The organism is Pedobacter sp. AK017, from assembly GCF_014200825.1.
Lineage (GTDB): Bacteria > Bacteroidota > Bacteroidia > Sphingobacteriales > Sphingobacteriaceae > Pedobacter > Pedobacter heparinus.
This window is the reverse complement of the sequence record NZ_JACHCW010000003.1, coordinates 212,604-235,117: the sequence shown is the minus strand read 5'-3', so window position 1 is coordinate 235,117 and position 22,514 is coordinate 212,604. Positions and strand designations below refer to the sequence as shown.

At 42.9% G+C, this 22,514-nt stretch carries 22 protein-coding genes; 8 read left to right on the top strand and 14 right to left on the bottom strand.

Annotation, left to right across the window (positions count from 1 at the left end; all coding sequences use genetic code 11):
- The first annotated feature begins 113 nt into the window (after window positions 1-113).
- The 3 genes from HDC92_RS05970 to HDC92_RS05960 all read left to right on the top strand — a co-directional run bounded on the left by HDC92_RS05970 (window position 114) and on the right by HDC92_RS05960 (window position 2,003).
- The gene (locus HDC92_RS05970; protein WP_015808210.1) at window positions 114-473 is read left to right on the top strand and encodes a nuclear transport factor 2 family protein; all 360 of its coding nucleotides are present in this window, start codon (window positions 114-116) and stop codon (window positions 471-473) included.
- 446 nt (window positions 474-919) lie between these two features.
- Window positions 920-1,486 (top strand): WG repeat-containing protein, encoded by a 567-nt coding sequence (locus tag HDC92_RS05965; RefSeq protein WP_015808212.1) that lies wholly within the window; start codon window positions 920-922, stop codon window positions 1,484-1,486.
- Window positions 1,487-1,508: 22 nt separating this feature from the next.
- Window positions 1,509-2,003, top strand: coding sequence for a hypothetical protein (locus HDC92_RS05960; protein WP_143715738.1), 495 nt, complete (start codon window positions 1,509-1,511; stop codon window positions 2,001-2,003).
- Window positions 2,004-2,045: 42 nt separating this feature from the next.
- Here the strand turns inward: HDC92_RS05960 and HDC92_RS05955 are convergent, their stop codons facing one another.
- From HDC92_RS05955 to HDC92_RS05945, 3 genes are read right to left on the bottom strand one after another with little or no spacing between them, the layout of a single operon-like run.
- Window positions 2,046-5,183, bottom strand: a complete 3,138-nt coding sequence (locus HDC92_RS05955; RefSeq protein WP_183872996.1) for an error-prone DNA polymerase — start codon at window positions 5,181-5,183, stop codon at window positions 2,046-2,048.
- Between the two features lie 11 nt (window positions 5,184-5,194).
- Complete coding sequence (locus HDC92_RS05950; RefSeq protein ID WP_183872994.1) at window positions 5,195-6,697, bottom strand: Y-family DNA polymerase; 1,503 nt, start codon at window positions 6,695-6,697, stop codon at window positions 5,195-5,197.
- Window positions 6,698-6,699: 2 nt separating this feature from the next.
- The gene (locus HDC92_RS05945) at window positions 6,700-7,434 is read right to left on the bottom strand and encodes an ImuA family protein (protein ID WP_015808216.1); all 735 of its coding nucleotides are present in this window, start codon (window positions 7,432-7,434) and stop codon (window positions 6,700-6,702) included.
- A gap of 415 nt (window positions 7,435-7,849) precedes the next feature.
- On the opposite strand from HDC92_RS05945, the gene HDC92_RS05940 reads away from it, so the two are divergent.
- Window positions 7,850-8,068: a hypothetical protein gene (locus HDC92_RS05940; RefSeq protein ID WP_015808217.1), complete on the top strand. Its 219-nt coding sequence runs from the start codon at window positions 7,850-7,852 to the stop codon at window positions 8,066-8,068.
- Between the two features lie 56 nt (window positions 8,069-8,124).
- Window positions 8,125-8,361: a hypothetical protein gene (locus HDC92_RS05935; protein WP_015808218.1), complete on the top strand. Its 237-nt coding sequence runs from the start codon at window positions 8,125-8,127 to the stop codon at window positions 8,359-8,361.
- 27 nt (window positions 8,362-8,388) lie between these two features.
- Here HDC92_RS05935 and HDC92_RS05930 read toward each other — a convergent pair whose 3' ends face one another.
- Entirely contained in the window at window positions 8,389-8,811 is a 423-nt protein-coding gene (locus HDC92_RS05930; protein WP_183872992.1) for a secondary thiamine-phosphate synthase enzyme YjbQ, read from the bottom strand.
- Window positions 8,812-8,888: 77 nt separating this feature from the next.
- A complete protein-coding gene (gnd, locus tag HDC92_RS05925; protein WP_015808220.1) occupies window positions 8,889-10,343 on the bottom strand; it encodes a decarboxylating NADP(+)-dependent phosphogluconate dehydrogenase in 1,455 nt (484 codons plus the stop codon).
- A gap of 137 nt (window positions 10,344-10,480) precedes the next feature.
- Here gnd and HDC92_RS05920 point away from each other — a divergent pair, with 137 nt between their 5' ends.
- Both HDC92_RS05920 and HDC92_RS05915 read left to right on the top strand, forming a co-directional pair.
- The gene (locus tag HDC92_RS05920) at window positions 10,481-11,008 is read left to right on the top strand and encodes an OmpA family protein (RefSeq protein WP_183872990.1); all 528 of its coding nucleotides are present in this window, start codon (window positions 10,481-10,483) and stop codon (window positions 11,006-11,008) included.
- The gene (locus HDC92_RS05915; protein ID WP_015808222.1) at window positions 11,008-11,451 is read left to right on the top strand and encodes a DinB family protein; all 444 of its coding nucleotides are present in this window, start codon (window positions 11,008-11,010) and stop codon (window positions 11,449-11,451) included. Before HDC92_RS05920 ends, HDC92_RS05915 begins: the two co-directional genes overlap by 1 nt.
- Before the next feature lie 12 nt (window positions 11,452-11,463).
- Here the strand turns inward: HDC92_RS05915 and HDC92_RS05910 are convergent, their stop codons facing one another.
- The 7 genes from HDC92_RS05910 to HDC92_RS05880 form a co-directional block, all read right to left on the bottom strand.
- Entirely contained in the window at window positions 11,464-12,201 is a 738-nt protein-coding gene (locus tag HDC92_RS05910) for a hypothetical protein (protein ID WP_183872988.1), read from the bottom strand.
- Between the two features lie 134 nt (window positions 12,202-12,335).
- Window positions 12,336-14,654, bottom strand: coding sequence for a heparin/heparin-sulfate lyase HepB (gene hepB, locus HDC92_RS05905; RefSeq protein ID WP_183872986.1), 2,319 nt, complete (start codon window positions 14,652-14,654; stop codon window positions 12,336-12,338).
- 142 nt (window positions 14,655-14,796) lie between these two features.
- Complete coding sequence (locus HDC92_RS05900) at window positions 14,797-17,253, bottom strand: heparinase II/III family protein (protein ID WP_183872983.1); 2,457 nt, start codon at window positions 17,251-17,253, stop codon at window positions 14,797-14,799.
- A 129-nt stretch (window positions 17,254-17,382) separates the two neighbouring features.
- Complete coding sequence (locus HDC92_RS05895; protein WP_015808226.1) at window positions 17,383-17,775, bottom strand: DUF1801 domain-containing protein; 393 nt, start codon at window positions 17,773-17,775, stop codon at window positions 17,383-17,385.
- A 25-nt stretch (window positions 17,776-17,800) separates the two neighbouring features.
- Window positions 17,801-18,637 carry a maleylpyruvate isomerase N-terminal domain-containing protein gene (locus HDC92_RS05890; protein ID WP_183872981.1) on the bottom strand — a complete coding sequence of 279 codons (837 nt, stop codon included), beginning with the start codon at window positions 18,635-18,637 and terminating at the stop codon, window positions 17,801-17,803.
- A 52-nt stretch (window positions 18,638-18,689) separates the two neighbouring features.
- Window positions 18,690-19,430, bottom strand: a complete 741-nt coding sequence (locus HDC92_RS05885) for a class I SAM-dependent methyltransferase (protein WP_255484459.1) — start codon at window positions 19,428-19,430, stop codon at window positions 18,690-18,692.
- Window positions 19,431-19,451: 21 nt separating this feature from the next.
- Window positions 19,452-19,928 (bottom strand): DinB family protein, encoded by a 477-nt coding sequence (locus tag HDC92_RS05880; RefSeq protein ID WP_015808229.1) that lies wholly within the window; start codon window positions 19,926-19,928, stop codon window positions 19,452-19,454.
- A 135-nt stretch (window positions 19,929-20,063) separates the two neighbouring features.
- Between HDC92_RS05880 and HDC92_RS05875 the strand changes: the two genes are divergently transcribed.
- Window positions 20,064-20,444: a (deoxy)nucleoside triphosphate pyrophosphohydrolase gene (locus HDC92_RS05875; RefSeq protein ID WP_183872979.1), complete on the top strand. Its 381-nt coding sequence runs from the start codon at window positions 20,064-20,066 to the stop codon at window positions 20,442-20,444.
- 7 nt (window positions 20,445-20,451) lie between these two features.
- Here HDC92_RS05875 and HDC92_RS05870 read toward each other — a convergent pair whose 3' ends face one another.
- Both HDC92_RS05870 and HDC92_RS05865 read right to left on the bottom strand, forming a co-directional pair.
- Window positions 20,452-21,780, bottom strand: coding sequence for a serine hydrolase domain-containing protein (locus HDC92_RS05870; RefSeq protein WP_183872977.1), 1,329 nt, complete (start codon window positions 21,778-21,780; stop codon window positions 20,452-20,454).
- A 60-nt stretch (window positions 21,781-21,840) separates the two neighbouring features.
- Window positions 21,841-22,509, bottom strand: coding sequence for an energy transducer TonB (locus HDC92_RS05865; RefSeq protein WP_015808232.1), 669 nt, complete (start codon window positions 22,507-22,509; stop codon window positions 21,841-21,843).
- Between the last annotated feature and the right edge of the window lie 5 nt (window positions 22,510-22,514).

Here is a 22,514-nt window from a genome sequence, read left to right as displayed (position 1 = left end):
TTAATCACAAATTGATTCGATTTTTTAATAAAATATTTCTAGCCAGCTAAAATCATGAGCTTAATGTTTAATCAACCCGCAAACAATATCGCTTCAGCAAATGTTTTAACACCATGGCGACAACAAAAGAACTTATTGAACAGATCAACCTCTTGTTTACTGAAAACAGAATGGAGGCATTTATGGATTACCTGGCCGACGATGTAGTTTGGGACATGTATAGTTCTACATCAGGCCATACTACTTTTAATGGAATAGCAGAAATCAATCAGATGGATGGAAGTGACATGCCGCAACACACAGATTTCAGGTTTTCAACCATCGTGATTGAAGGGGATATGGCCTCCGTACAGGGATCAAGTAAAAGTAAAAAAGTAGATGGCACGGAATATGAAAGCAATTTCTGCGATGTTTATCACTTCAAAAATGATAAGATTATAAAAATGAGCTCTTATATAATCGATAATAAATAAGCTAAAAAATGGGTTAGGCAAAGAAGTTTAACTTCTAATATATTAATTAATCAATTTCAAAGTTTTAAGATCATATATCAATAGCTGATTTTTGTCGGTCTTATCGTATTTTCCGTTATTATTGGAATCATAATGACCAGTAATCACGATTCTTCCAGTTTGCTTGTTTACAATCCATGTGCTTACAAAGAATCGATCTTCCATACAAATAGCACAAAGACACGCTTCTGTCGAATCCAGATTCCACTTCTTTAATACCCATTTCATCTTTGTAAAAAGAGGAACACGGATAGAAAATGCAACTGATCCATACATCTTTGATATAGAAAATACGACAGATGTAATACATTTATTTAATATATTCAGGCTCACTAACTCCTAAATCAATTAATGCTCTTGATAATATTTTTGGTTCCTCCTATGAAAAGACAACTATTATAAAACTTATGATCGAGAACAAAAATCAAAACAAGAACAACTATATTGCTAAATTCTTGTTTACTGGAAAATTCAAACTTTTGCTTCTAGGATTGGTAATTCTGCAAATTACCTGTAAACCAAACATACAACCTTCGAAACTTATCCTCAAAAGAGATGAGAAAACTTCAATGTATGCGTACTTTGATCAGAATGGAAATAAAATTTTGGGCGACTATTATGCAGCTTATACGGATACAATAACAGACTTTGGGATTGTAGCAGATTCTGGCTTTGTTTTAATTGATCGGAATGGAAAGCATATTTATAACATACTGCCATTTGATAACGGGCCTGATTATACGAGTGAAGGATTATACAGAATAACGAAAAATGGCAAAATCGGATATGTTGATTCACTTACTTCAAAAATTGTAATTACACCCCAGTTTGATTGTGCATTGCCTTTTGAAAACGGTAAAGCCAAAGTAAGCTTTAAATGTAAAACTGTATCGGCTTCTCCTGATGATGAACATCCCACTTGGGAAAGTGAAGAATGGTTTTACATTAATAAAGATGGGAAAATTCTGCAATAAACGCCCCCACATGCAACAAAAAATGAATATACAACCACTCAGTACACTTGAAAAGAAAAAGTTGAAAAGCCTGTTGATACAGCGCTTGGTATTCCTTTTTATATTTATTTTGCCATTATTATACGCCTATGTGATCTTTATTAAAAATGTAATTGGCGACTTGGCGATTAACCATATTAACGGATTGACCTGGTTTGGGATTTTCCTGATAGTAGTATTTACGATCTTGCTCATTGGGCTGGTTATACCTTTTTATATACGCACTTTCAAACACTGTCTTCAATCTTCTAAAAGGGTGGTCGATACCGTTATACTGGGAGTAACCGTAGAAAATTCAATAAGTGGTATTTTACCACCTCGCTATATTATAAAAACGGAATATAAGGAACTGGATAGCTGGGCAGCTGTAATATTGAACCTCGGCCTTAGTCTGCAACAGTTAAGACCTGGTATGGAGGTACGTATCCATTATACGGTTAATCGCAGCCATGATATATTGTTTATTGAAAGGCGTTAGCAGATAGACCACATCCTCTCTGTTTACCTTCATGGTTATCTGCTACTTAAAATTCCTTCCCTTATAGAAAACATCGGTTTGCGCTTCGGTTGCAGTGACGGTTAAATTGCCCAGTAACTTGTTAAAATTGAAGCAGCGTTTGAGTACCACATGAATAACCTCACCCTCTTTTTGAAGCTGGCCTTCCACCATAATCAGTTTAGACTGCAATATCTCTTTCCGGTAATGATCAAAAAGCTTTTGAAATACAACCAGGTTTACCGTTCCGCTCTCATCTTCTATAGTGATAAAACAAATACCGCTTGCGGTGCCCGGTCTTTGCCGAACCAGGATCAATCCAGCTACTTTTACAAAGTCACCATCCTTAGCTTCGGTAATTTCCTGGGCAGATAATATCCGCAATAGCTTCAGCTTTTCCCTTACAAAACTAACTGGATGTGCTTTAAGGGACAAGGAAGTCGCTGCGTAATCCTGCACAACATGTTCGCCGGCAGTCATAAACGGAAGGGCTACCTGCGTTTCGGTAACACTTTCAGAGGGCTGCCCCTCAAATAAGGCCACCGGCCTGTCACCCAAGGCAGACACTTCCCACAAGGCCTGCCTGCGGTCAAGACCTATCGAGCGGAAGGCATCCGCACCAGCCAGCTTTTCCAGGGCAGCCTGCGGTACACCTGCATCGCGCAGTGCATTGACCGAGAAATACCCCCCCGATCTTCCGGCAATCAATGCCTGTAAATCCTCTTCCCTTAATCCAGAAACCTGCCGGAACCCCAAACGCACAACCCAGTGTTTACCCGCTTTTTCTTCCAGTAAATTATCCCAGCCAGAAAGATTAATATCTACAGGTTTTACCTCAACTCCATGCTTTTGTGCATCAATAACGAGCTGTGCAGGCTGGTAAAACCCCATTGGCAAACTATTCAGCAGTGCCGTTGCAAATACATCAGGATAATAACATTTGAGCCAGGAAGAAACATAGACCAGCAAGGCGAAAGAAGCAGCATGGCTTTCAGGGAAACCATAGCCCTCAAACCCTTGCAACTGCTTAAAAATCCGCCTCGAAAATCCCTCTTCGTAGCCTCTGGCTACCATACCGTCTACCAGTTTTTTTTCATACAGATGCAATTTGCCGTTTGCTTTAAAGCTAGCCATGCTCCGGCGCAGCTCATCTGCTTCTGCCGGAGTAAAGCCCCCGGCCATGATGGCAATCTCCATCGCCTGCTCCTGAAACAAAGGCACACCGAGTGTCCTGTCCAATATTTCTTCCAATTCCTTTGATGGATATTCCACCGGCTCCTCGCCGTTGCGACGGCGCAGGTAAGGATGAACCATATCACCCTGTATTGGCCCTGGCCTGACAATGGCAACCTCGATAACCAGATCATAAAAACATTTGGGTTTCAGGCGCGGCAGCATGGACATTTGTGCCCTGCTTTCGATCTGGAAAACACCGATGGTATCTGCATGGCTGATCATTTCATAAACGGCGGGGTCATCCTGTGGCACATTGGCTAAAGTCAGGTCAAGCCCATAATGCGCCTTAACCAGATCAAACGCTTTACGGATGCAGGTCAGCATACCCAATGCCAGTACATCCACTTTCAAAAAACCGAGCGCATCTATATCATCCTTGTTCCATTCAATGCATGTACGGTCCTCCATACGGGCATTCATCACCGGGCAAAGGTCCGACAGTTTACCCTGCGTAATTACAAAGCCGCCGGTATGCTGTCCAAGCTGGCGTGGAAAACCTATCATTTGACAGGTTAATTCAAGGGTTTTACGTAAATGCCGGTCTGAGGGATCAAAACCCTGTTCTATGAGCTGCTGATCATCCAGTACTTCTGTATGGCGCCAGACGGAAGCCGACAAACGGTTTACCATATCTACGGATAGGCCCATTGCTTTTGCCACGTCCCTGACAGCACCTTTGAAATGCAGCTGGGTTACAGTGGCAACAATGGCAGCACGCTCACGGCCATATTTCTGATAAATATATTGTATCACTTCTTCACGGCGCTCATGCTCAAAGTCAACGTCAATATCAGGCGGTTCGTCCCTGGCTTCCGACATAAAACGCGCAAACAGCAGCCTGAATTTAGAAGGATCGACCGAGGTGATACCCAGGCAATAGCACACTACCGAATTGGCCGCCGAGCCTCGTCCCTGGCACAGGATGCGCTGGCTTCGGGCGAAACGCACAAAGTCATGAACGGTCAGAAAATAAGCTGCAAGGTTGCGCTTCTCCATAAAGGCCAGTTCTGCCTTAATCGTAGCTTCAACTTTTTCAGGAATTGCATGGTTAAATTTTTCATTTGCCCCCTGCCAGACTAAAAAAGTCAGTTCTTCCATTTGGGTGCGGCCATCACTGGTAATTTCTTCGGGATACACATATTTCAGGCTATCAAGGGAAAACTGGCAGGCTTCGGCAATTTCCTGTGTGCGTGTGATGGCATCTGGATACTGCCTGAACAAACGCTGCATTTCCTCCATTGGTTTCAGGTACCGCTCTGCATGCTGATGCAGCAAAAAACCTGCATGCTGAATAGTGCATTTTTCACGGACACAGGTTAATATGTCCTGTAATTCCCGTCGCTTAGGTTCATGATAATGCACATCATTGGTGGCCACCATCGGCATATCCAGCAGCTTAGCTAACTGCGACAGCCGGTAAAGCTGTTTCATATCATCGCCATTATACAAACGCATCGCGCCGAGATAAACATCCGATCCCAAAGCCTCACGGTATTCAGTCAATGTTTTTTTGAAACTCTCCTCAAAGTCAAACCTGGTATTTAGTGAAGCTGGTGGAACTACGATAAATTTTATGCCTTTGGCATGTTCATACACATCTTTTTTATATAAATGGCAAGATCCTTTTTCAGCCCTCAGGTTACCTGTTGTAAGCAAACCAGATAAACGGCTGTAAGCATCTCTGTCTGTCGGATAAGCCAGCAAACTTGGCCCATCAATCAGGTCAAATCGGCAAGCAGGAATAATGGACATTCCGATCTTTTTAGCAGCAACATGGGCACGCACAATACCTGCCAGTGTATTCCTGTCTGTTATGGCTATTTTAGAATAGCCATAAGCCGCCGCCTGTTCCACCATTTCATCAGGATGGGAAGCGCCCCGCAGGAAGCTAAAATTGCTGGTAACTTGTAATTCAGTATAACCCATTATTTATGCTCTTATGCGAAAAATCCATGTATAAACCATTGATGGGACTTATCATCAGAATAATGCCCCGACCGGAACAACCAATAGCGTTTGCCAGCTGCATCTTCTACACTATAATAATCGCGGTGCTCACCATTTTCCAGCCACCACTCCCGTTCAATACGTTCGGGACCATCTGCTTTTCTGATCTGATGTACCTTGCTTTTATAAATAAAAAGCATAGGCGGACTATCAGGAATCAACGCTGTTACTTCAATCCGTTCCGGCTTGTCCAATAACCATATGGGCCGTGGCTTATCGCTCTTCCAGCTCATTTGAGGTTTTTCCTGGAGTGTGCCGACAGCTTTAACAGAACGTTCCGGCCAGTAGTGCGCTACCGGCAGGTAACGGTGGATTGCATTTGCACCCACCTTGCCCGCCAAGCGGTCGATCAGTTCTGTTACTGCCCTGGCTTCAAGGCCCAGACTTCCTGCCCATAATCCTTCCTGAACGAGTGGTACATCTTCTGTTTTGGACGCTTCCATTACAAATAACTCGATACCCAAAGCCGGTGTAATGGTAGCAATCTTTAGTTCAAAAAGCTTGAACAAATGCGAAATATGATAAGTAGCACTGCTGGTGCCAATGCTGACCTGTTCCAGTTCGCCATCTATACGATAACATTTAAAAATGGCAGTCCGTAAGCCTTTGCCGTCTTGTTTCAGGCGCAGACAAAGCATTTCCAATAATTGTTTGATTGCGATCTCTATCCCGATAGCTGTTCTGATCGGCTCCAGGCAGGGCAAGCGTTCGCTATAGGCCTCGATTGGTTGCAAGGGCTGCAACAATTCCTGCTCGTTACCCAGTGCCTGATCAAGTCGTAATAGCAGCTGTTGGCCAAAACGCCGCCGTAGAGCGGAGCGCTGCATATGGATAAAACTGCGGATATTCCTGAGCCCTAGTTTTTGCAGCCGTTCTGTAATCCTATTGTCTAATCGTAGCGCCTCGGGCGGTAATGAAAGTAAAGCCTCAGCCTGCTCGCCGGGCTCAATGATCGGTTTTACCTTTCCGAAGCGGGCAATTGCCCAGGCTGTGCCAACAGTATCGGCCATAGCGCCACGCACATCAAAGCCTTTGCTTCTCAAACGGGTAACCACTTCTTTTAAATAACTTCTTTCATCACCCCACAAATGGGTACAACCGGAAATATCCAGTATCAAGCCATCAGGTAAATCGACCGTTACAAACGGTGTATAACGAATGCACCATTCGCCCAGCAAGCTCAGCAGTTTCAGGTCTTTACCAGGAATATCATCCACTACTTGCAAAGATGGAACAATAGCTTTGGCATCCGCTGCCACCATCCCAACATTTATTCCCTGTAATTCCGCTTCAATAGTAGTGGCGGTAATCACCATACGGCCATGATCTGGTGTAGCAAAAACAAAAGGCACACCCTTTAGCTCCGGCTTGCGGAGGGCAAGCCAGTCCGTCAGTAAGTGACGAAACCATAAGGTTACAAATCGTTTTTGCATGATTATCCTGCTTGTAATGTTTGAAGCTCCATTTCCTTTGCTGATGCAGGTTCACTGAGCTGTATAAAGTGACCTTCGGCCCATTCCATTTGCCAGCTACCGGGATTGCCGTTGCGGACTTTCAGCAGTTCAACATTCCAGCGGGGAAAACCTACACCAGGCATTTCACTTTCCTCACTTGGCAAGGAGGTAATCTGCCAGCGTACGGTACATGCCGTTGTACTTAGTTTTCTGGCATCGGTTCGCAAAATAAACCCGGTTACCCTGCTGCTTTCGACAGCCAGTTGCAGTCGCCGGGATTGCGCAAAGCTGATCTCCCGCACTTCTCCGACAACAGCAGCCAGTCCCTCACATTTCAGTGCTTCTTCCATTGCCCAAAGAACATCCCTTTCCCTTTGCAGGTCCACAAAAACTACCCGGTCCGGTTCAATGCCGAACGCCTTCAGTGCAGGCGGAAATAGCTTCCTTGAAGTGCCAATCCATACGCCGATACCCTCATGCTGCATCAGCCTGCCCAGCAAAGCCGCCATAAAACCGCTGCAGGCCGCAGCCTGTTCTGTTTCGGCACCCAAAAACTCGTGCACCACACCGATAGGAAAAATTCCATTTGGAAAAGTAGCCTCTAAGAGCCCAAGCCCCATAACAGAAACAGCTGCCGCAGTCGGGGGCTTAAAACCTTCCAACTGCAAAATATCCTTTCGGAGCTGATTGATAATATCGATGTTGCTTTCGGGCATCACTTCTGATTTGGAACCGTAAAGTTATGCTAAAAATATTAGTATTTTATAAAAATAATTACAAATACTTCAATATTATTGACTGTATAACACTACCAAGCTTTCCCATTCCTCTTCAAGTGAAATTTTCGGTCTATGCTTTCATTCCCTCTTATAAATTACAGCAGATCTTATGCTTTTGGTCAGGTCCGTAACTGCAGGAAATATTTTTGTCATGAGCTAAGCATATAATGCAGATTGGGACTAAATATATTTACAATATAGCAATAAACTCCTGACGCACAAATTACTGCTGCTTACGGCTATCCTCGATGCCACTGTAGCGTTTTTTGTGTCCAAACCAGTTAATCTGAAACATAATTCCACCTGGTTTGTTCTTTAATCAGATAATAGGTATTCACTAAAACTTATAATTATGGCAAACCAACAGGATAAGCTGAAAAAAGATGAAGCGCCAAAAAAAAATGTTTATAAAGAAACGAAGGAGCCCATCAATGAAAAGAAACCAGATAGTGGAGAAACCTCTTCGGTCGCTGATCTGGGAAGAACAGATCTGATCTCAAGACCGGAAAGAAAGCATAAACCACTGGGGTCAAGTCATGAACCGGGAACAACACCGGGCAGCGACATATAGAAATAAGGTGCTGATGTCTGATCAGCACCTATTTTTTACATTTTAAAATCATACTTATGAAAAATCATGGAACACCCAAACCCGGCTCTAAGCAATATGATGTTGAAAAAACAGAAAATCTGACCAAACCTAAATACCATAGCAGCACCGATCGGCGAAGTAGCCAGGAATTGCCAGCAACGGAAAACCTGAATGATCAGCCCGAAAACAATTCTGACGAAAAAATAAAGGACACAGATGTCCCAAAAACCAATTTAGGTAATAAACGCGATGGTGATGAAAAAAAAATGTAAATTTCCTCCTGAACTATAGCATGCCTGTCATACTCCCCAGGCAGTTACAATGAGCTTCCTTTCACCTCCATGATCACGATGTTCACAAAGATAAATCCCCTGCCACATGCCCAAGGCCAATTTTCCATTACGGATGGGCATAGTTACTGAGCTACCCAGTATAGAAGATTTTATATGTGCGGGCATATCATCTGCACCCTCATAATCATGCTTGTAATCAGGATCGTTTTCCTGAACTGCTTTATTAAAAAAGGTCTCAAAATCCCCGCGCACTGTTGGATCCGCATTTTCATTAATGGTAAGTGACGCGGAAGTATGCTGAATAAAAACCTGACAGATTCCGGTTCTCAATGATTTAATTTCTGGAAATTCCATCAGTATCTCATCAGTAATCAGATGAAATCCTCTTTTTCTTGCACGTAATGTTAACGTTGTTTGATAAATATCCATTTAAATAATCCCGCTTTATTGAACTTAACCAAAAAGAGGATGACCATTTTTGATACATCCTCTTTTTTAAAAAATTTCTAAACACCATAAGTAGTGGAAGACGTTTCTCCACCGCGCCCCGTCCAGTTGGTATGAAAGAACTGACCACGTGGTCCATCTAAACGTTCATAGGTATGTGCGCCAAAATAATCCCGCTGTGCCTGTAAAAGGTTTGCCGGTAAACGTGCACTTCTGTAACCGTCAAAATAGTTGATCCCCGCGCTGATACAAGGCACCGGAATTCCATTAAGGACAGCAGCAGCCACTACCCTTCTCCATCCGGCCTGGGCCTGAAGGATTTTGTCTTTGAAGAAATCATCAAGGATCAGGTTTTGCAAAGCAGGGTTTTTATCAAAAGCTTCTTTTATTTTGCCTAAGAAAGAAGACCTGATGATACATCCTTCACGCCACATCAGGGCGATACTGCCATAATCCAATTGCCAGCCGTACTCTAGTGCAGCAGCCTGGATCATTTGATAACCTTGTGCATAAGAGATCACTTTAGCAGCATACAACGCGTCACGCAGGTCATTGATAAACGCAGCCTTATCGCCTTCAAATGTAGGTGTAGGGCCGGTTAATACCTTAGAAGCCGCTACACGTTCATCCTTTAAGGCAGACAAACATCTTGAAAATACAGACTCCGCAATTAAGGTAAGGGGAACACCCAGTTCAAGCGCTACAGTACCTGTCCATTTACCGGTACCTTTTTGTCCGGCAGTATCCAGGATCTTATCCACTAAAGGCGCTCCGTCTTCATCTTTAAAGGCCAGGATATCACTCGTTATCTCAATCAGATAACTGTTCAGTTCACCTTTATTCCATTCCGCAAATACCTTCTGCATATCATCTGCCGACATACCCAGCATATCTTTCATCACCTGATAGGTTTCATTGATCAATTGCATATCGCCATACTCTATACCATTGTGAACCATTTTCACAAAATGACCTGATCCCCCATCTCCGATCCACTCACAGCATGGCGAACCGTCTTCTACCTTTGCTGCTATAGCTTGAAAGATCGGTTTTACAGATTCCCATGCAGCCTTGCTGCCGCCCGGCATAATAGAGGGGCCCAATAAAGCGCCTTCTTCTCCTCCGGAAACACCAGTACCTATATACAACAATCCTTTACTTTCTACATATTTAACACGTCTTTCCGTATCAGGAAAATGAGAGTTGCCGCCATCTATAATGATATCACCAGGTTCCAGTAATGGAATAAGTGTTTCAATAAAATCATCAACAGGACGTCCGGCTTTCACCATCAGCATCACCTTACGCGGACGCTTTAATGAACCAATAAACTCTTCTATAGACATCGCTCCAAAAATATTTTTTCCCTTGGCGCGTCCATTCACAAACTTTTCTACCTTATCAACACTACGGTTATAGGCTGTAACACTAAAGCCTTTACTCTCCATATTCAGAATGAGGTTTTCACCCATTACCGCAATACCTATAACGCCTATGTCAGAAATCGCTTCCATAAATTTTATTCAATTTTTAATTAATTTATATTTATTTACAATAATAGGCTTCCAAATTAAAATAACCAACTTATTCTGGCTCATTATGGGGTATAATCTCTTCAGTATTTTCTTATATTCGCGTTTAATTTTTTATAATGAGAACCAGAACAATCGTATTTCTAGCTTTATTGCTGCCAGCTGCTTATTCTTGTAAGACTAAAAAAATCCTGGCCAAATCACCCCAAACTGCCGAAACCAAAAGTACCGATAACGAAATATTTAACATACAAAGAGAGCTGCCTGGCGATCAGGTAGAACGTACAGCCGCAGGGATCAGATTTACATTCAGTTCGGAAATATTGTTCCCTACCAATTCTTCTTACCTAAATGAAAAATCAAAAAGCAGGATTAATGATGTGGCAAAAGTGATCAGAAATAAATATGCCGATAGAAAAGTATTGGTTGAAGGCCACTCCGATAAGACCGGAACCCCGGAATACAATTTGTGGTTATCAGAAAAAAGAGCTGCCTCTGTAAAAACTTATCTGGTAAGTTTAGGAATTCCTGAAGCAAACATTAAAACTTCAGGATTGGGCGATACTCGCCCTGTTGCCGACAATAAAACCAAAGAAGGCAGATTGATCAACCGGCGTGTTGAAGTAACGGTATTGAAAGCTGATTAATGCTAAGACAATTCTCTAAATATAACAATTGGGCCAATTCGCTTTTGTTAACTGCCTTAAAAGAAAACGAAAGCGCAGTCCCCGGGTCCTGCATCAGGCTATTTAGCCACATTGCAAATGCGCAAACGATATGGGTCGCCAGGATCAATGGATTTGAACCTGCCGTGACCGTATGGCAGGTACATGATCTTAAAACCTGCGCCCTGTTACTTGAAAAAAGTGCAGATGCACTGGCTCAAATAGCCTATCCCGATATACCAGACTCCAGAATCATAACATACAAAACTTTTACAGGTGACAGTTATGAAACCGCTGTTGCCGATATCTTGTTGCACGTTTGCAATCATGGCACTTATCACCGTGCCCAGATCGCAAAAGATATGAAGCTAAATAATCTAGAACCTGTTAATACAGATTATATCCAGTTTGTACGCTTGCACTAATATTTAAAGTGCTTAGTTTTTATACACGATCACAGGCTTGCCATTTACGCAGTCTGTTCTGTCGAATTTCAATTTGCTCCGAAGGATACCACCAGTACCTTGTGCTTCAAAGATCCTGTATTTCAATTTATTATAAAGGGAAACTTTTTTCTTTAATACCGAGTAGTCCTTTGAGTGTAGATAAAGGATAAAATCCAGCTCCATTACCTCATCTTTAACTATGGGTGTAGGCCACCATTCTGCTCCACCGGTACAGGTTTGGGCATTTACCATCGTCATGATTTCTTCATAGCTCTTTGCTGCAAGGGGGATGGCTTCTTCAATATTGATGTTATTTGATGTGATGAGCTGAACTTTACCATCTTTGCATTCGGTTCGGATAGGTTGTTCGGCCATCCAGATGGATTCAAAACAAGGTTCCACAATATAACCAGCACGATATAAAGATTTATTATAAGCACTCAATAGATCAAAATACGCTGTTTTTAGCTTTTCAAATTGTGCCAGCTTTGAGGCAACTACCAGATAATACGTTACGGAACAGTCCGTTGAAATATCTTTAATCTGCACATGCTCAAGCTCACTGCAGGGAATATTGGCCGTAAGGTTTACCAGCTCGTTCTTTTTAGCCGACAACAGCTCTTCCCAGTCGGTAGGGCTACGTTCCTTCTTTTTACAGCCATTCATTAAAAATGCTACAGCCAGTAGAATGGTAAAGACTTTAATGGTTAGGTTCGGATATTTCTTCATGCAGGTAAATAGTTTATGGTTTATATAGCATAAACGTAATCAGGTAAACAAACGTTACAGGAGCTGATAAAAAGAAAAAGGCCATTTTTCATAACGAAAAACGGCCTGTGTTTTTGAAAAGAATGAGATAAGGTTTATCTCAAAAAACGGTAGGTTCCTTCAGTTCCTTCAAAATAAAGGGCTCCATCATCACCTTTGGCAGAAAGCGCAGGATAAAGTATTTTTCCGTCTTTCAGCACCTGCCAGGTACCGGGTAAAAGATCGGTCATCACAAATTTGAATGTTCCTTTACCAACAACGGAAAAGCCAAAGGGACGATCAACAGTTTCTGAAGTTTTGCTAAAAGTAACTATCCTGTCAGCAAGCTGCACACCAACAACCTTGTCACCGTCAATACGCTTCACCTCGTGTAATTTTTGCTGTGTATTGTCGGCAATCTGTATCACATTCAGGTAGTAATCTTCGGCTGCTGCCTTTTTTGGAGTGATTTCCACACGCCATTCTCCACGTTCCAATGCTTCATCCGTGCCCGGTTTAGGATCATTGGTATAATTGGTACCAAACACCCAGAAGTCTTTGCCCTTGCCGCCAATGGAGGTAATGTTTGAATTGGCCGCATCCGGCAGCAAAGCCGTATTCACCAACATCCCGCTATCACCGTTTTTTGTACGTTTTATGGTAATCTGATTCCCCTTTATTTCAGGCTGCTCAATACTGTGCAACAACCAGAACTTCTTAAAATCAGGTTTGGAAGCAACTACCTTGTCAAAAACGATCATCGCTGCCGGAACTTTGGCATCCTTAAGGTTCAGGAATAGAAATGAACGTTTTACTTCCTTCACTTTTGCCGAATAAGCTGCTGTAATGTCTCCTTTCAGATAAGTATAATCAGGGGTTTGGTTATCCGGACCAAAGCCCTGGGCAAGAATTTTGCCGGTCCTGAAATCGCCTGCCAGCATTTCTTTAAGGTCGCGGGGTGCAATCCAACCTTTTCCGGGCAGCCGCTGACCACCATCGTTGGCAGCAAAATCGGTATGGTCACTTCCACCATATCCCGACGAACTGAAAGTTTCTTTAGGATCGTAAATCAGCAAGCTATTGTGTGCAATAGTCCGCTTAAAAAAGTTCTTGTTGTGCGGACTGTTATAACCTCCTGAAGACCCAGTATACGAGCCTGCATCTATGGCCAGCGGGCCTTTGTAATAGATCTGGAAGGCTCCTGCATCCTGATGCTGATGGTTAAGAAAGGAATATTCGTTGACTTTCATCTCTGCAATCACACTTTCCGGACCCCATCCGGTACGGGCAATCATCCATCCAAAAGGCGATCCTGAGTACCTGGAAAGTGGCAAATCATCAGGCTTACGACTTCCCAACTGGGTATCGCGCCATAAAAATTCGAACAATTTGCAATGTGGCTCAACATTGGGATCTTTCAGGAATTCGTAATTAAGGTATTCATCTTTATAATAGCTACCTGCAAGCAATGCAGGCATCGTATAATATTTTGGTTTTTTCCTGGAATAATCTACATCTCCACCTGCTAAAATCTGTCCATCGGGGCGGCGTTTATAGATCGCGTCATAAAGGATAAACTGCTGCCCTGGATTAAACACATTACCAGCGCCCATCCGGTCTAATATCCAGAGGGCAAAAAGGTCGTTGGTAAATCTTACGTTCAGGTATGACATACCCTGATGGTAGTTATGCGAGGGATAAAACCAGTTGCGGGCAACCAGGTGTTCTTTGAAAAAACGACCCGCAGCCAGGTTATACATCTCAGGGAATTCATCGTAAATGGCAATCCCTACAGAAAGCAGGTCCCGCATGATCATCCATTCGGAAGCATGCCCAACAATAGACTTGTCTTTTACCGGAGGATAACCACATTCGAGCATTTTGGCCAGCCTCACAAATGCCTTCACAAAACGTGTTTTCTCTTCTGGTTTCAGCTGATCGTAGCACCAGTCATACACAATGGCCCCTGTAACCATAAACAGGCCTATCCCTCTCGAAATATCACCTGCTGGTTTAAAAGTTGCAGTTTCAAGGGTATCAATAATTGAAGTGATGGCTTCCCGTCCTACCTTTGGATCCTTGGTCATCAGATAGTTCAGGGCCATTAGTTCAACCCTTACAGTAAGCCCTTTCTGGTTAAAATAAAAACGAAAGTCTTTAACTTCAGGAATATCCGCTGGCTTCCAGTCTTCCTGCATCTTGATCATATCGGCCCAAACTTTTTTCAGTTTAGGGTCGTTCATCCTGTTTTTCAGGTCAGGAACTTGCTGCTCACGTAGATACAAACGCGGGTGGGTCTTAGGGGGTATGGGCATAGATACGCCATCCACGTCTTTCCAAACCACATCGGCCTTGGTTTGGGAATAGCCCTTTGTTGTAAAAACCATAAGTTCAACTACAACAAAAATCATATACAGGTATAATTGTCTTTTCATAATTTGGGTTTAATTGTCCAGGTCATCCGGTTTATCCGACCTTGGTCATCTCAAGTTACAAACATTCTAACCTACTGATAAGTGCTATGGCCAATTTTCAACATAATTGAAATGAATTTATTGATTTTTAAAACTACCAGCTTCAAAGCTGCTCTCTTCTTTCAAAAATTGTATACCTGATTGTACCCTGGTATTTATCTTGTGGAAAAGTATGGAACTTTAAATGATTACCCTGCATACCGAAACCCGGATCGTCCTGTAGCTGCAGCCATTTGCCATCAGCAGCCACAACCTTGTAATAACGCGTTCCGCCACCGGGAAGGTCTAATCTGACAAAATCTACTTTAGGGGCATCTCTGTCCAGCTGCAACCGCCATTTTCCATTGCTGCTGTCAAAAGCCTCAACCAGGCCTGACTGTGCTTTGCCCGAATCGTATTGCCAGCCTCCCGTAGAGCGTACGCTTACGCCACGATCATTTAGCCTCACCCTGTCAGTCCGGGTCTTGCCATCCAGCTGATAACGCACTATGACCTCCGCTCCTTCCATGTATACCTTATCTATCCAGGGTTCTTTAGAAAAGGGCTCATGAACTGTGATAAAAGAGGATTTACCACCACTGTGCCGCTGCATAATGCTGCTGCGCATATAATTGTCGAGTTTATTGTCGTCTTCAGCTGCTGGACGAATAGCTGCTGAACGCAGTTTGAAAACCTGTACATTTTGGGGCGACAGGCTATGGATACGCAAGCCAGAATGATCGTAACGCCAGGTAGCTGTCCACCTCCCATTTGCTTTGCCTGATTGTATGTCACGCAGGTGGGCATACGGATGGTAGCGCCTGCCGGAGAGGTCCGCATCTTCCTGCGCTTCTGGCATCTGTTTGCCACCCCATTCCGGAACCAGCGTGCTTAAAGAACTGCCCAGGGGGATACTGGTTTCCAGCTTACCCTCCTGTTCGGCCATGCCATGCAAAAACCAATCGTGCGTTCCGCCACCTTCTACATCAAAACGGTCCAGTACATAGTCCTTACCCGGAGCTACATGCACCATAACCAAGCGCCGGCGATAGGTCTTTGCAACTTTGTAAGCTGGTGAGGCATCCACATCAATTACTTTTACACGTGCATCGGTATCATCATAATACTTGAGCCTGCCCGTCGCCGGATGTTCTGGTGTGCCCACATCCTGTCCCCGCTGGTCAATTACCACTGTATTGTGCGAGGCAGTCTGAATGCTCCAGCCACGATATTTTGTATGGGTATACCCAATATCCGACAGGAGTTCTTCACCAAGTGCATATAGGATAATACCGCCATTGTCGTAATGCGAATGACCGTAGTTACCACTCCAGTTCACATTGAGCAATACCTGATTTTGCCCCTCGCCGGTACCCAGTGCAGCATTGCCCAATGCAGACCACAGGTGTGAAACCGTTTTATCTGTGCCTTTGCCTTTTACTTTTTCATAAGGCCAGGTGTCATTGATGGGTATCTTGCGCCCATTTGGCAAAATGGCATCGCGACTAACACCATAGGCTTTTTGGTAAAACGGCATAGCTGCAGGATCCAGGCCCGCCGTTTTGATGACATTATTTAAACTGTTAATGGTTTGGTCATGGTACGAAACTGTGCCCTCTTTCCACCACCCATCGGCAAAGAAACCAACTTTTATAAATTCCTGAAAACGTTTGAGCCCATCGGCCACCATTTTCGGATCATTGATGATCTTGCCCAGTCTGATCATGTTTTCATACATACCTGGCGACATGTTGCTGTAGGCTTCAGGATTGGCCGCAACATGCGCATAGCCCAATACCAAAAGATCTTTTACTATTTTCCTGTCGGTCTCAGGGCCAATGGTCTTATCCATGCGCCTCCAGTCGTATGTGCTTTGCAATTGCTGGTACACTTCAGCCATTTTAATCGGGATAGATGAATAACCCCACCAACTCCATTTCGCTCCCCGATAAGGCTGCATACCTTCATAAGGCCACTTTTGGTTGGCCGCAAAGAAACTGACCGGACGGTTGGGGTAGTCGAAACGTACTGCATAGTCTGGAAAAACCTGGGCAAAGCGGCCCAATATGGCAGCCGCCCGGTCGGCATAGGCCGGATCCCTGGTCAGCGTCCACAATTCGGCCAACTGAGCAGCAAGCTGCTGTATCCACTCCCAACGCTCATACCAGGCGTGTGCTTCATAATAGTACGCCTTACCCTTTTCATTTTCGTAGTACCGGTAAACCTGCTTCCCGCCACTTGGTGTGGTAATCACGTTCTCTTTGTTGTCTGGAAACTGTGCATTGGGAAAAGTCATCTGGCAAAAACGGCATTTTACCCGATCGCCCATTCCATAAGTCCATTTCAATACGCCCATGTCCTGGGCACCCCCCTTACAGTTTGGACAGCCCACAAAGTTAAGGCCCGAGTAGCTGGGAACCAGGGCTGCGATTGCTTCTGGTGACAGTTTAACAAATGGCTCCACTGCCTTTTTAAGGGCAGCGATATGTGCATTGTCTGGTACAGATTGTCTGGCAGATGCAGTTCCAACAGCGAACAGAGCAATGAAAGCCAGCCCTAAGGATATTTTAAAAGGATTCATTCAGGTTATTTTGAAGATCCAATATACTAAACTACTCCCTTCCTTCCTACTCCATAAACCGTTTTATTTACCTTTCGTTAACCTACCCGAACAAAAACCCTTAAATAAAACCCATTGGTTTTTATCTGTTTATTTCAACCGCAATAAAACGCCTTTTCTTTTAACAATGTGCTTATAATCCCATTGTATTTCCCTTGATTTTTCAAGCCAGCGTTTCAGGTCTCCGGTATTAATTTCTTCGGCAGCAGTATAGGTCACCGATGCATCTTTAAATTTTCCAGTGTTTATTTTAAGTTGTTCTTCAGCAAAATCAGCCCCGCTCCAGAACATCAGCCTGATGCCGGCTTTAAGTTTGCTATAGCCAACAATGGGATTTCCATTTATAAACCAAACCGGATGTGCATGCCAGATCTTACTTTCAGCTTCGCCCAGGTTATGGCCAATTTCGGTTGCCAGTCTGTTGCAGATTTCTTTATATGCGCCAGGCTGGGCATCATTATAGGTTTGTATCTCTGTATTCATCAGTTCCTGCAATTGTATTCTTTCATCAGGCCATTACAGACACCATCTGTAATGTATGTTGTCCTAATTTTTTATTACCTGTAATTTCCACTTGTGGTAATATTTGTTCAGGTGCCAAACTTTTGGAAAAGAGTTTCCAGGCAGTATCAGGATCAATCTTAACTGTGGCATCTGCCTTCAGGTCGTTTTTCTTATTCAAAGTCCACTTGTTTTCATCTTTAACAATATTCCATTGTCCACCAATTTCACTGGTTATAATTAATGAAACAACAGTTCCGGTTTCTGCAGCTATATTTTTAAAAGTATACGGAAGCGCATACATAAAAACATCAAGAAAAGGATAATACAACTCCCTGGTCATAATACCTGGTTTGCCAACTGCATCCCTGATTTGCTGTTGATGCAAAAATTTCTCCGTGTATTCCCTGGCAATATTGAACCAATTGGCTGAAGTTTGTTGTCCTGCCCAGGAAACGGCAAATACCGCATTTTCAAATGGATCAAGCGAATTAAGGTGTGCCGAAAATTGTGGTCCGGTGATTTCCAAAAGGAATGTCAAAACATCAGGACTAAGTCTTTTGGTTGCATTTGTCCAGGTCATATTCAAATTATTAAGAAAGGATACCAGCTCCTGATAAGAACTTATGTTTTCAGCTTTCTCACCAATATAGCCATCTCTTGAGATAGATAATGTCCTTAAATTCGTATCCAGAAGATGGGAAGCAACATCTTTAACTTTCCAAAGTCTGGCTACCGTTTGGGCATTCCATTCTTCATCAGTTAAAGATTTTAAAAGTTCTATGAGTTTTTTGTTTAGCAAAGGGAACAAATGCAAAGTTTCAACTTCTACTTTTTTATCCATATAAAGTTATCATTTAAGAAGCCTCTTATGGCTTCCTCTTAAAAACCATAAGCTACTTCACTGCGCCAAAAGCTGCGAAATTCGAATTCTTATGCAATATCTCCGTAGTTCTAAAACCCACTTTAGTCAGCAATGCCAGCTGAAAATTTAAAGATCGCGGGGTATCCTCATAAGCAATATAATCAAATACGTTTTGCGCATACTCCGGCCCTCCCAAACTTTCGAGATAGACCCGGTACTTATCTTCAAAAAGCCGGTTGATCAGGCTTGAATTATGGGTAATCAGATCAGAAATCCATAAACTGCCACCTGGTTTTAGGGCTTTATAAATTTTAGTAAAAACAAGTTCCCAGTCGGCATCATCACGCAGGTGATGAAAAGTGGCCGCGGCCAGTACGATGTCAAAATGATTTTCTGGTAAATCTAAATTACGCATATCATTATGCAGGATGGTAATTTCACCACTGGTTTGAGCAGCCACACGTGCTCTTGCCCGCTCCAGCATCGGTAAACTCAGGTCATTTAAGGTACAATTCAGGTTGGGGATCTTACCAAGCATATTCAAAGTGTAATTACCTGCCCCACAACCAATATCGAGTAATTCCTTTGCCTTCGGATTAATGTATTGGGCTGCTGCTGTACACAGTTCCATTGTGATCGGAGCATCTATAGTAGATTGCTGTCCGGTTTCCAGATTTGAAAAACGTTCCACATCTTTATCAAATCTCGCTTTGATCTCTTCGTTTGTTGCCTTTTGGGAATAATCTGTATTCATCTCTTTCTTTTTTTTCAAAAACCTTTGTATTTACGATAATTAAAACCTCATCACATCAGTATCAGGAGGCGTATGGCCAAGCAGCCTGCCCATCGTCATTATTTGCCCCTTATGATGAAATTCATGGGTCAATACATGCGTAAAAATACTGTACGCATCCGTTTCAATGTATTGATCTGCCCATTTGTATCCCTTAACGGCTCGCATCGTATCTGTTGCAAAACCTGTAATAAACTGCTCCATGATCAGGTCGACATCTTTAAAAATTGTCCTCAGTTGCGCTACCATTGTAAACTCGCTTTCTGTATAATAAGGTCTTTGCATCGCCAAAGCAAAATTACCCACCCATGCAATATAGGTATTGGCCACATGTACCATCATAAAAGCAATACTTTTACCATTAAAGGTATCAACTCCTTTCAACAGGTCATCCTGTACTTGTAACTCCAGGTACCGCAATACCACCGCCCTGCTTTCCTTTACAAGTTGATATTGAAATTTAAGTAAGTTGTTCATAAATACGCTAAATATAACCATTAAATACTAAAAAATATGCTCCGGAAATAGGGAGACAATAATAATTAAACCCATTGCTTATCTGAAAATGTGTTAACTTCGGCTATTTTCAACGATAAATTATACCATGATTTTATGATCTCAGTAGCCGCAGCAATAATTTTCAGGGAAAATAAGGTGCTCATCGCAAGACGGGCGGCCCATAAACACCTTGCGGGCTACTGGGAATTTCCAGGCGGAAAAATAGAGCCCGGTGAGGAGCCTGAAGCATGCCTTGTAAGGGAACTTGCCGAGGAATTAATGATCATTATTCAGGTAAACCATCACATAATGGATCATATCCATAATTATGGCAATTTTACGATAACTTTAAAGGCTTACTCCTGCACTTTTGTAAGCGGAGAAATCATCTTAACGGATCATGATGAAGTATTATGGGTAAATGTGGATGATCTCCCTTCTTATCACCTCGCACCTGCCGATGTTCCCATAGCAAATAGGCTGATGCAAAAATAGGATTGTCTTACTTTTCCTTCGTCATCACAAATGTCGCCCCACCTTGTCTGAATGTCATTTGATTGTTCGCCACATCAAAAGTTAAGTTGATTCCTGCCGATTCAAAAGTAAAAACATCCGGTTTGGCCGCAACAAGGGGGAAAGCAGATTGCCCCGTGGCTTGTGCATACAAAACTGCATCCTTGCTGGTAATTGTTATTTTAAGTGGCATTTTATCACTTGCGTAGGTACCCAGATATTTATTCAGGTCTTCGTTTTTAAGCTTCAGATTGCTGAAAGTAGGAATAACATAAGGCTTGTTAAACAAAATGCTAAGCACTCCGATAGCCACATCATTCAATGAAGTGTTAACACCATTAGCCGTAATGGCTATTGCCATCTTATTTTCAGGAAAGTAGGCTGCCTGCGACTGAAAACCATCTATTCCGCCAGTATGTCCATAACTGCTGTGTTCACCAAATGACATCTTGAACATTGCCATTCCATAGCCATTTGTTATTTTTTCCATCTGCAAAAGACTGGCTTCGCTGATCAGTTTTCCGGTAAACAATGCATTAAAAAACTGTACCAGGTCCCCCGGGTTCGCTACCATTGCACCGGCAGCACCGGGTATACTCATATCGGTTTCTTGTTCGGCCACCCAGCCCTCTTTCCATTTGTAAGATCTGGCCTCATTATTTGCCGGATTGATCGGACCGCCATAATAGGTGTTTTTTAACCCTATTTTATCAATGATACGTGATTTTACAGATGCAGCGTAGCTTTTCTTATCCAGTTTTTCTATAATAAACCCTAACAGGATGAAATTGGTGTTGCTATACTCGTTTTTTGCACCCGGCTCAAAAACCGGGGCATGCTGAAACCTTGCCAGTAAGTCGGCCTGGCTTAATTTTGCTCCAAGAATACTTGCATAACCGGGATCACTTGTAAGGTTAAACAATCCGCTACTGTGATTCAGCAGATGTGCCATTGTTATTTTATCGGCATTCGGCAAAGCAGGAAAAAAGGTTGCCAGAGTAGTGGTAAGACTAAGTTTACCCTCCTGTATCAATTGAAAAATAACCGTTCCGGTAAATACTTTTGTAATGGAACCTATCCGGTATTTGGTTTCCGGTGTAGCGGGTATTTTTGTATCTGCAATAGCATAGCCTACGGCCTTGCTGTAAACCATTTTCCCATTTTGCATTACAGCAATGCTCATCATGGCTTTATCCTTTGCACCAACGGTTTTGATCAGGCTATCGAGTTTTAATTTGTTAAAGGTAGCAGGGCTCTGTGCAGATGCTGCAGAAGCTACCGTGAAAATCAATAAGAAAAAACTGGTGATTTTAAGCATGACTGGTGTTTTTTAGCTATTAGAGTATGCGGCTTTGTCTATGTTACATAAAAATAACCATCAATTCATTTTTATAGGGATGTTATAAGCTACCCTTACAGGTTTTCCACTTTGTATCCCGGGCTCCCATTTTTCCATCCCCTCAATAACCCGGATGGCTTCAGCATCCAGTAAGGGGTGTACCGACTCTTTAACATATACTTCTGATACACTGCCATCTTTTTCAATAAGAAAGCTGACCTTAATGGTACCTTTGGGCCTTAACTTCAACATGCTTTTGGGGTACACAAAATTGGCCCCAATGTATTTATACAATTTATTGATCCCTCCCGGATATACAGGCTGTTTTTCTAAAGAAACGAACTCAGTGGCCCCGTTTGGTGGTGGAACTGCTCTGTAGTCTTTTTTAAACCTAAGCTTTCCCAGTACATATACCGCTTCTTTTTCTTTCTTTCCTTGCTCATCGTACCAGATGAACTCCCCGTCCTTTACTTCTGGTGAAAGTGAGGTATAAGCACCAGTCATCTGGATTTTCCCGGATTTAAAGTAGTCGGTAACCTCATACCTTTTGCCTTCTTCTATTGTTTTGGTAATGCGGAAATAAGAACCCAATGCCTTTGTAGAAGGCTCCCAGTCTTTATCATAATAAGTGGTATCCGTTTTTTGGGCGTAGGTTACAATGCCCGAAAGCAACAGGCAAAGTACAAAAATAGTGGTACGTAAAATCATGCCCT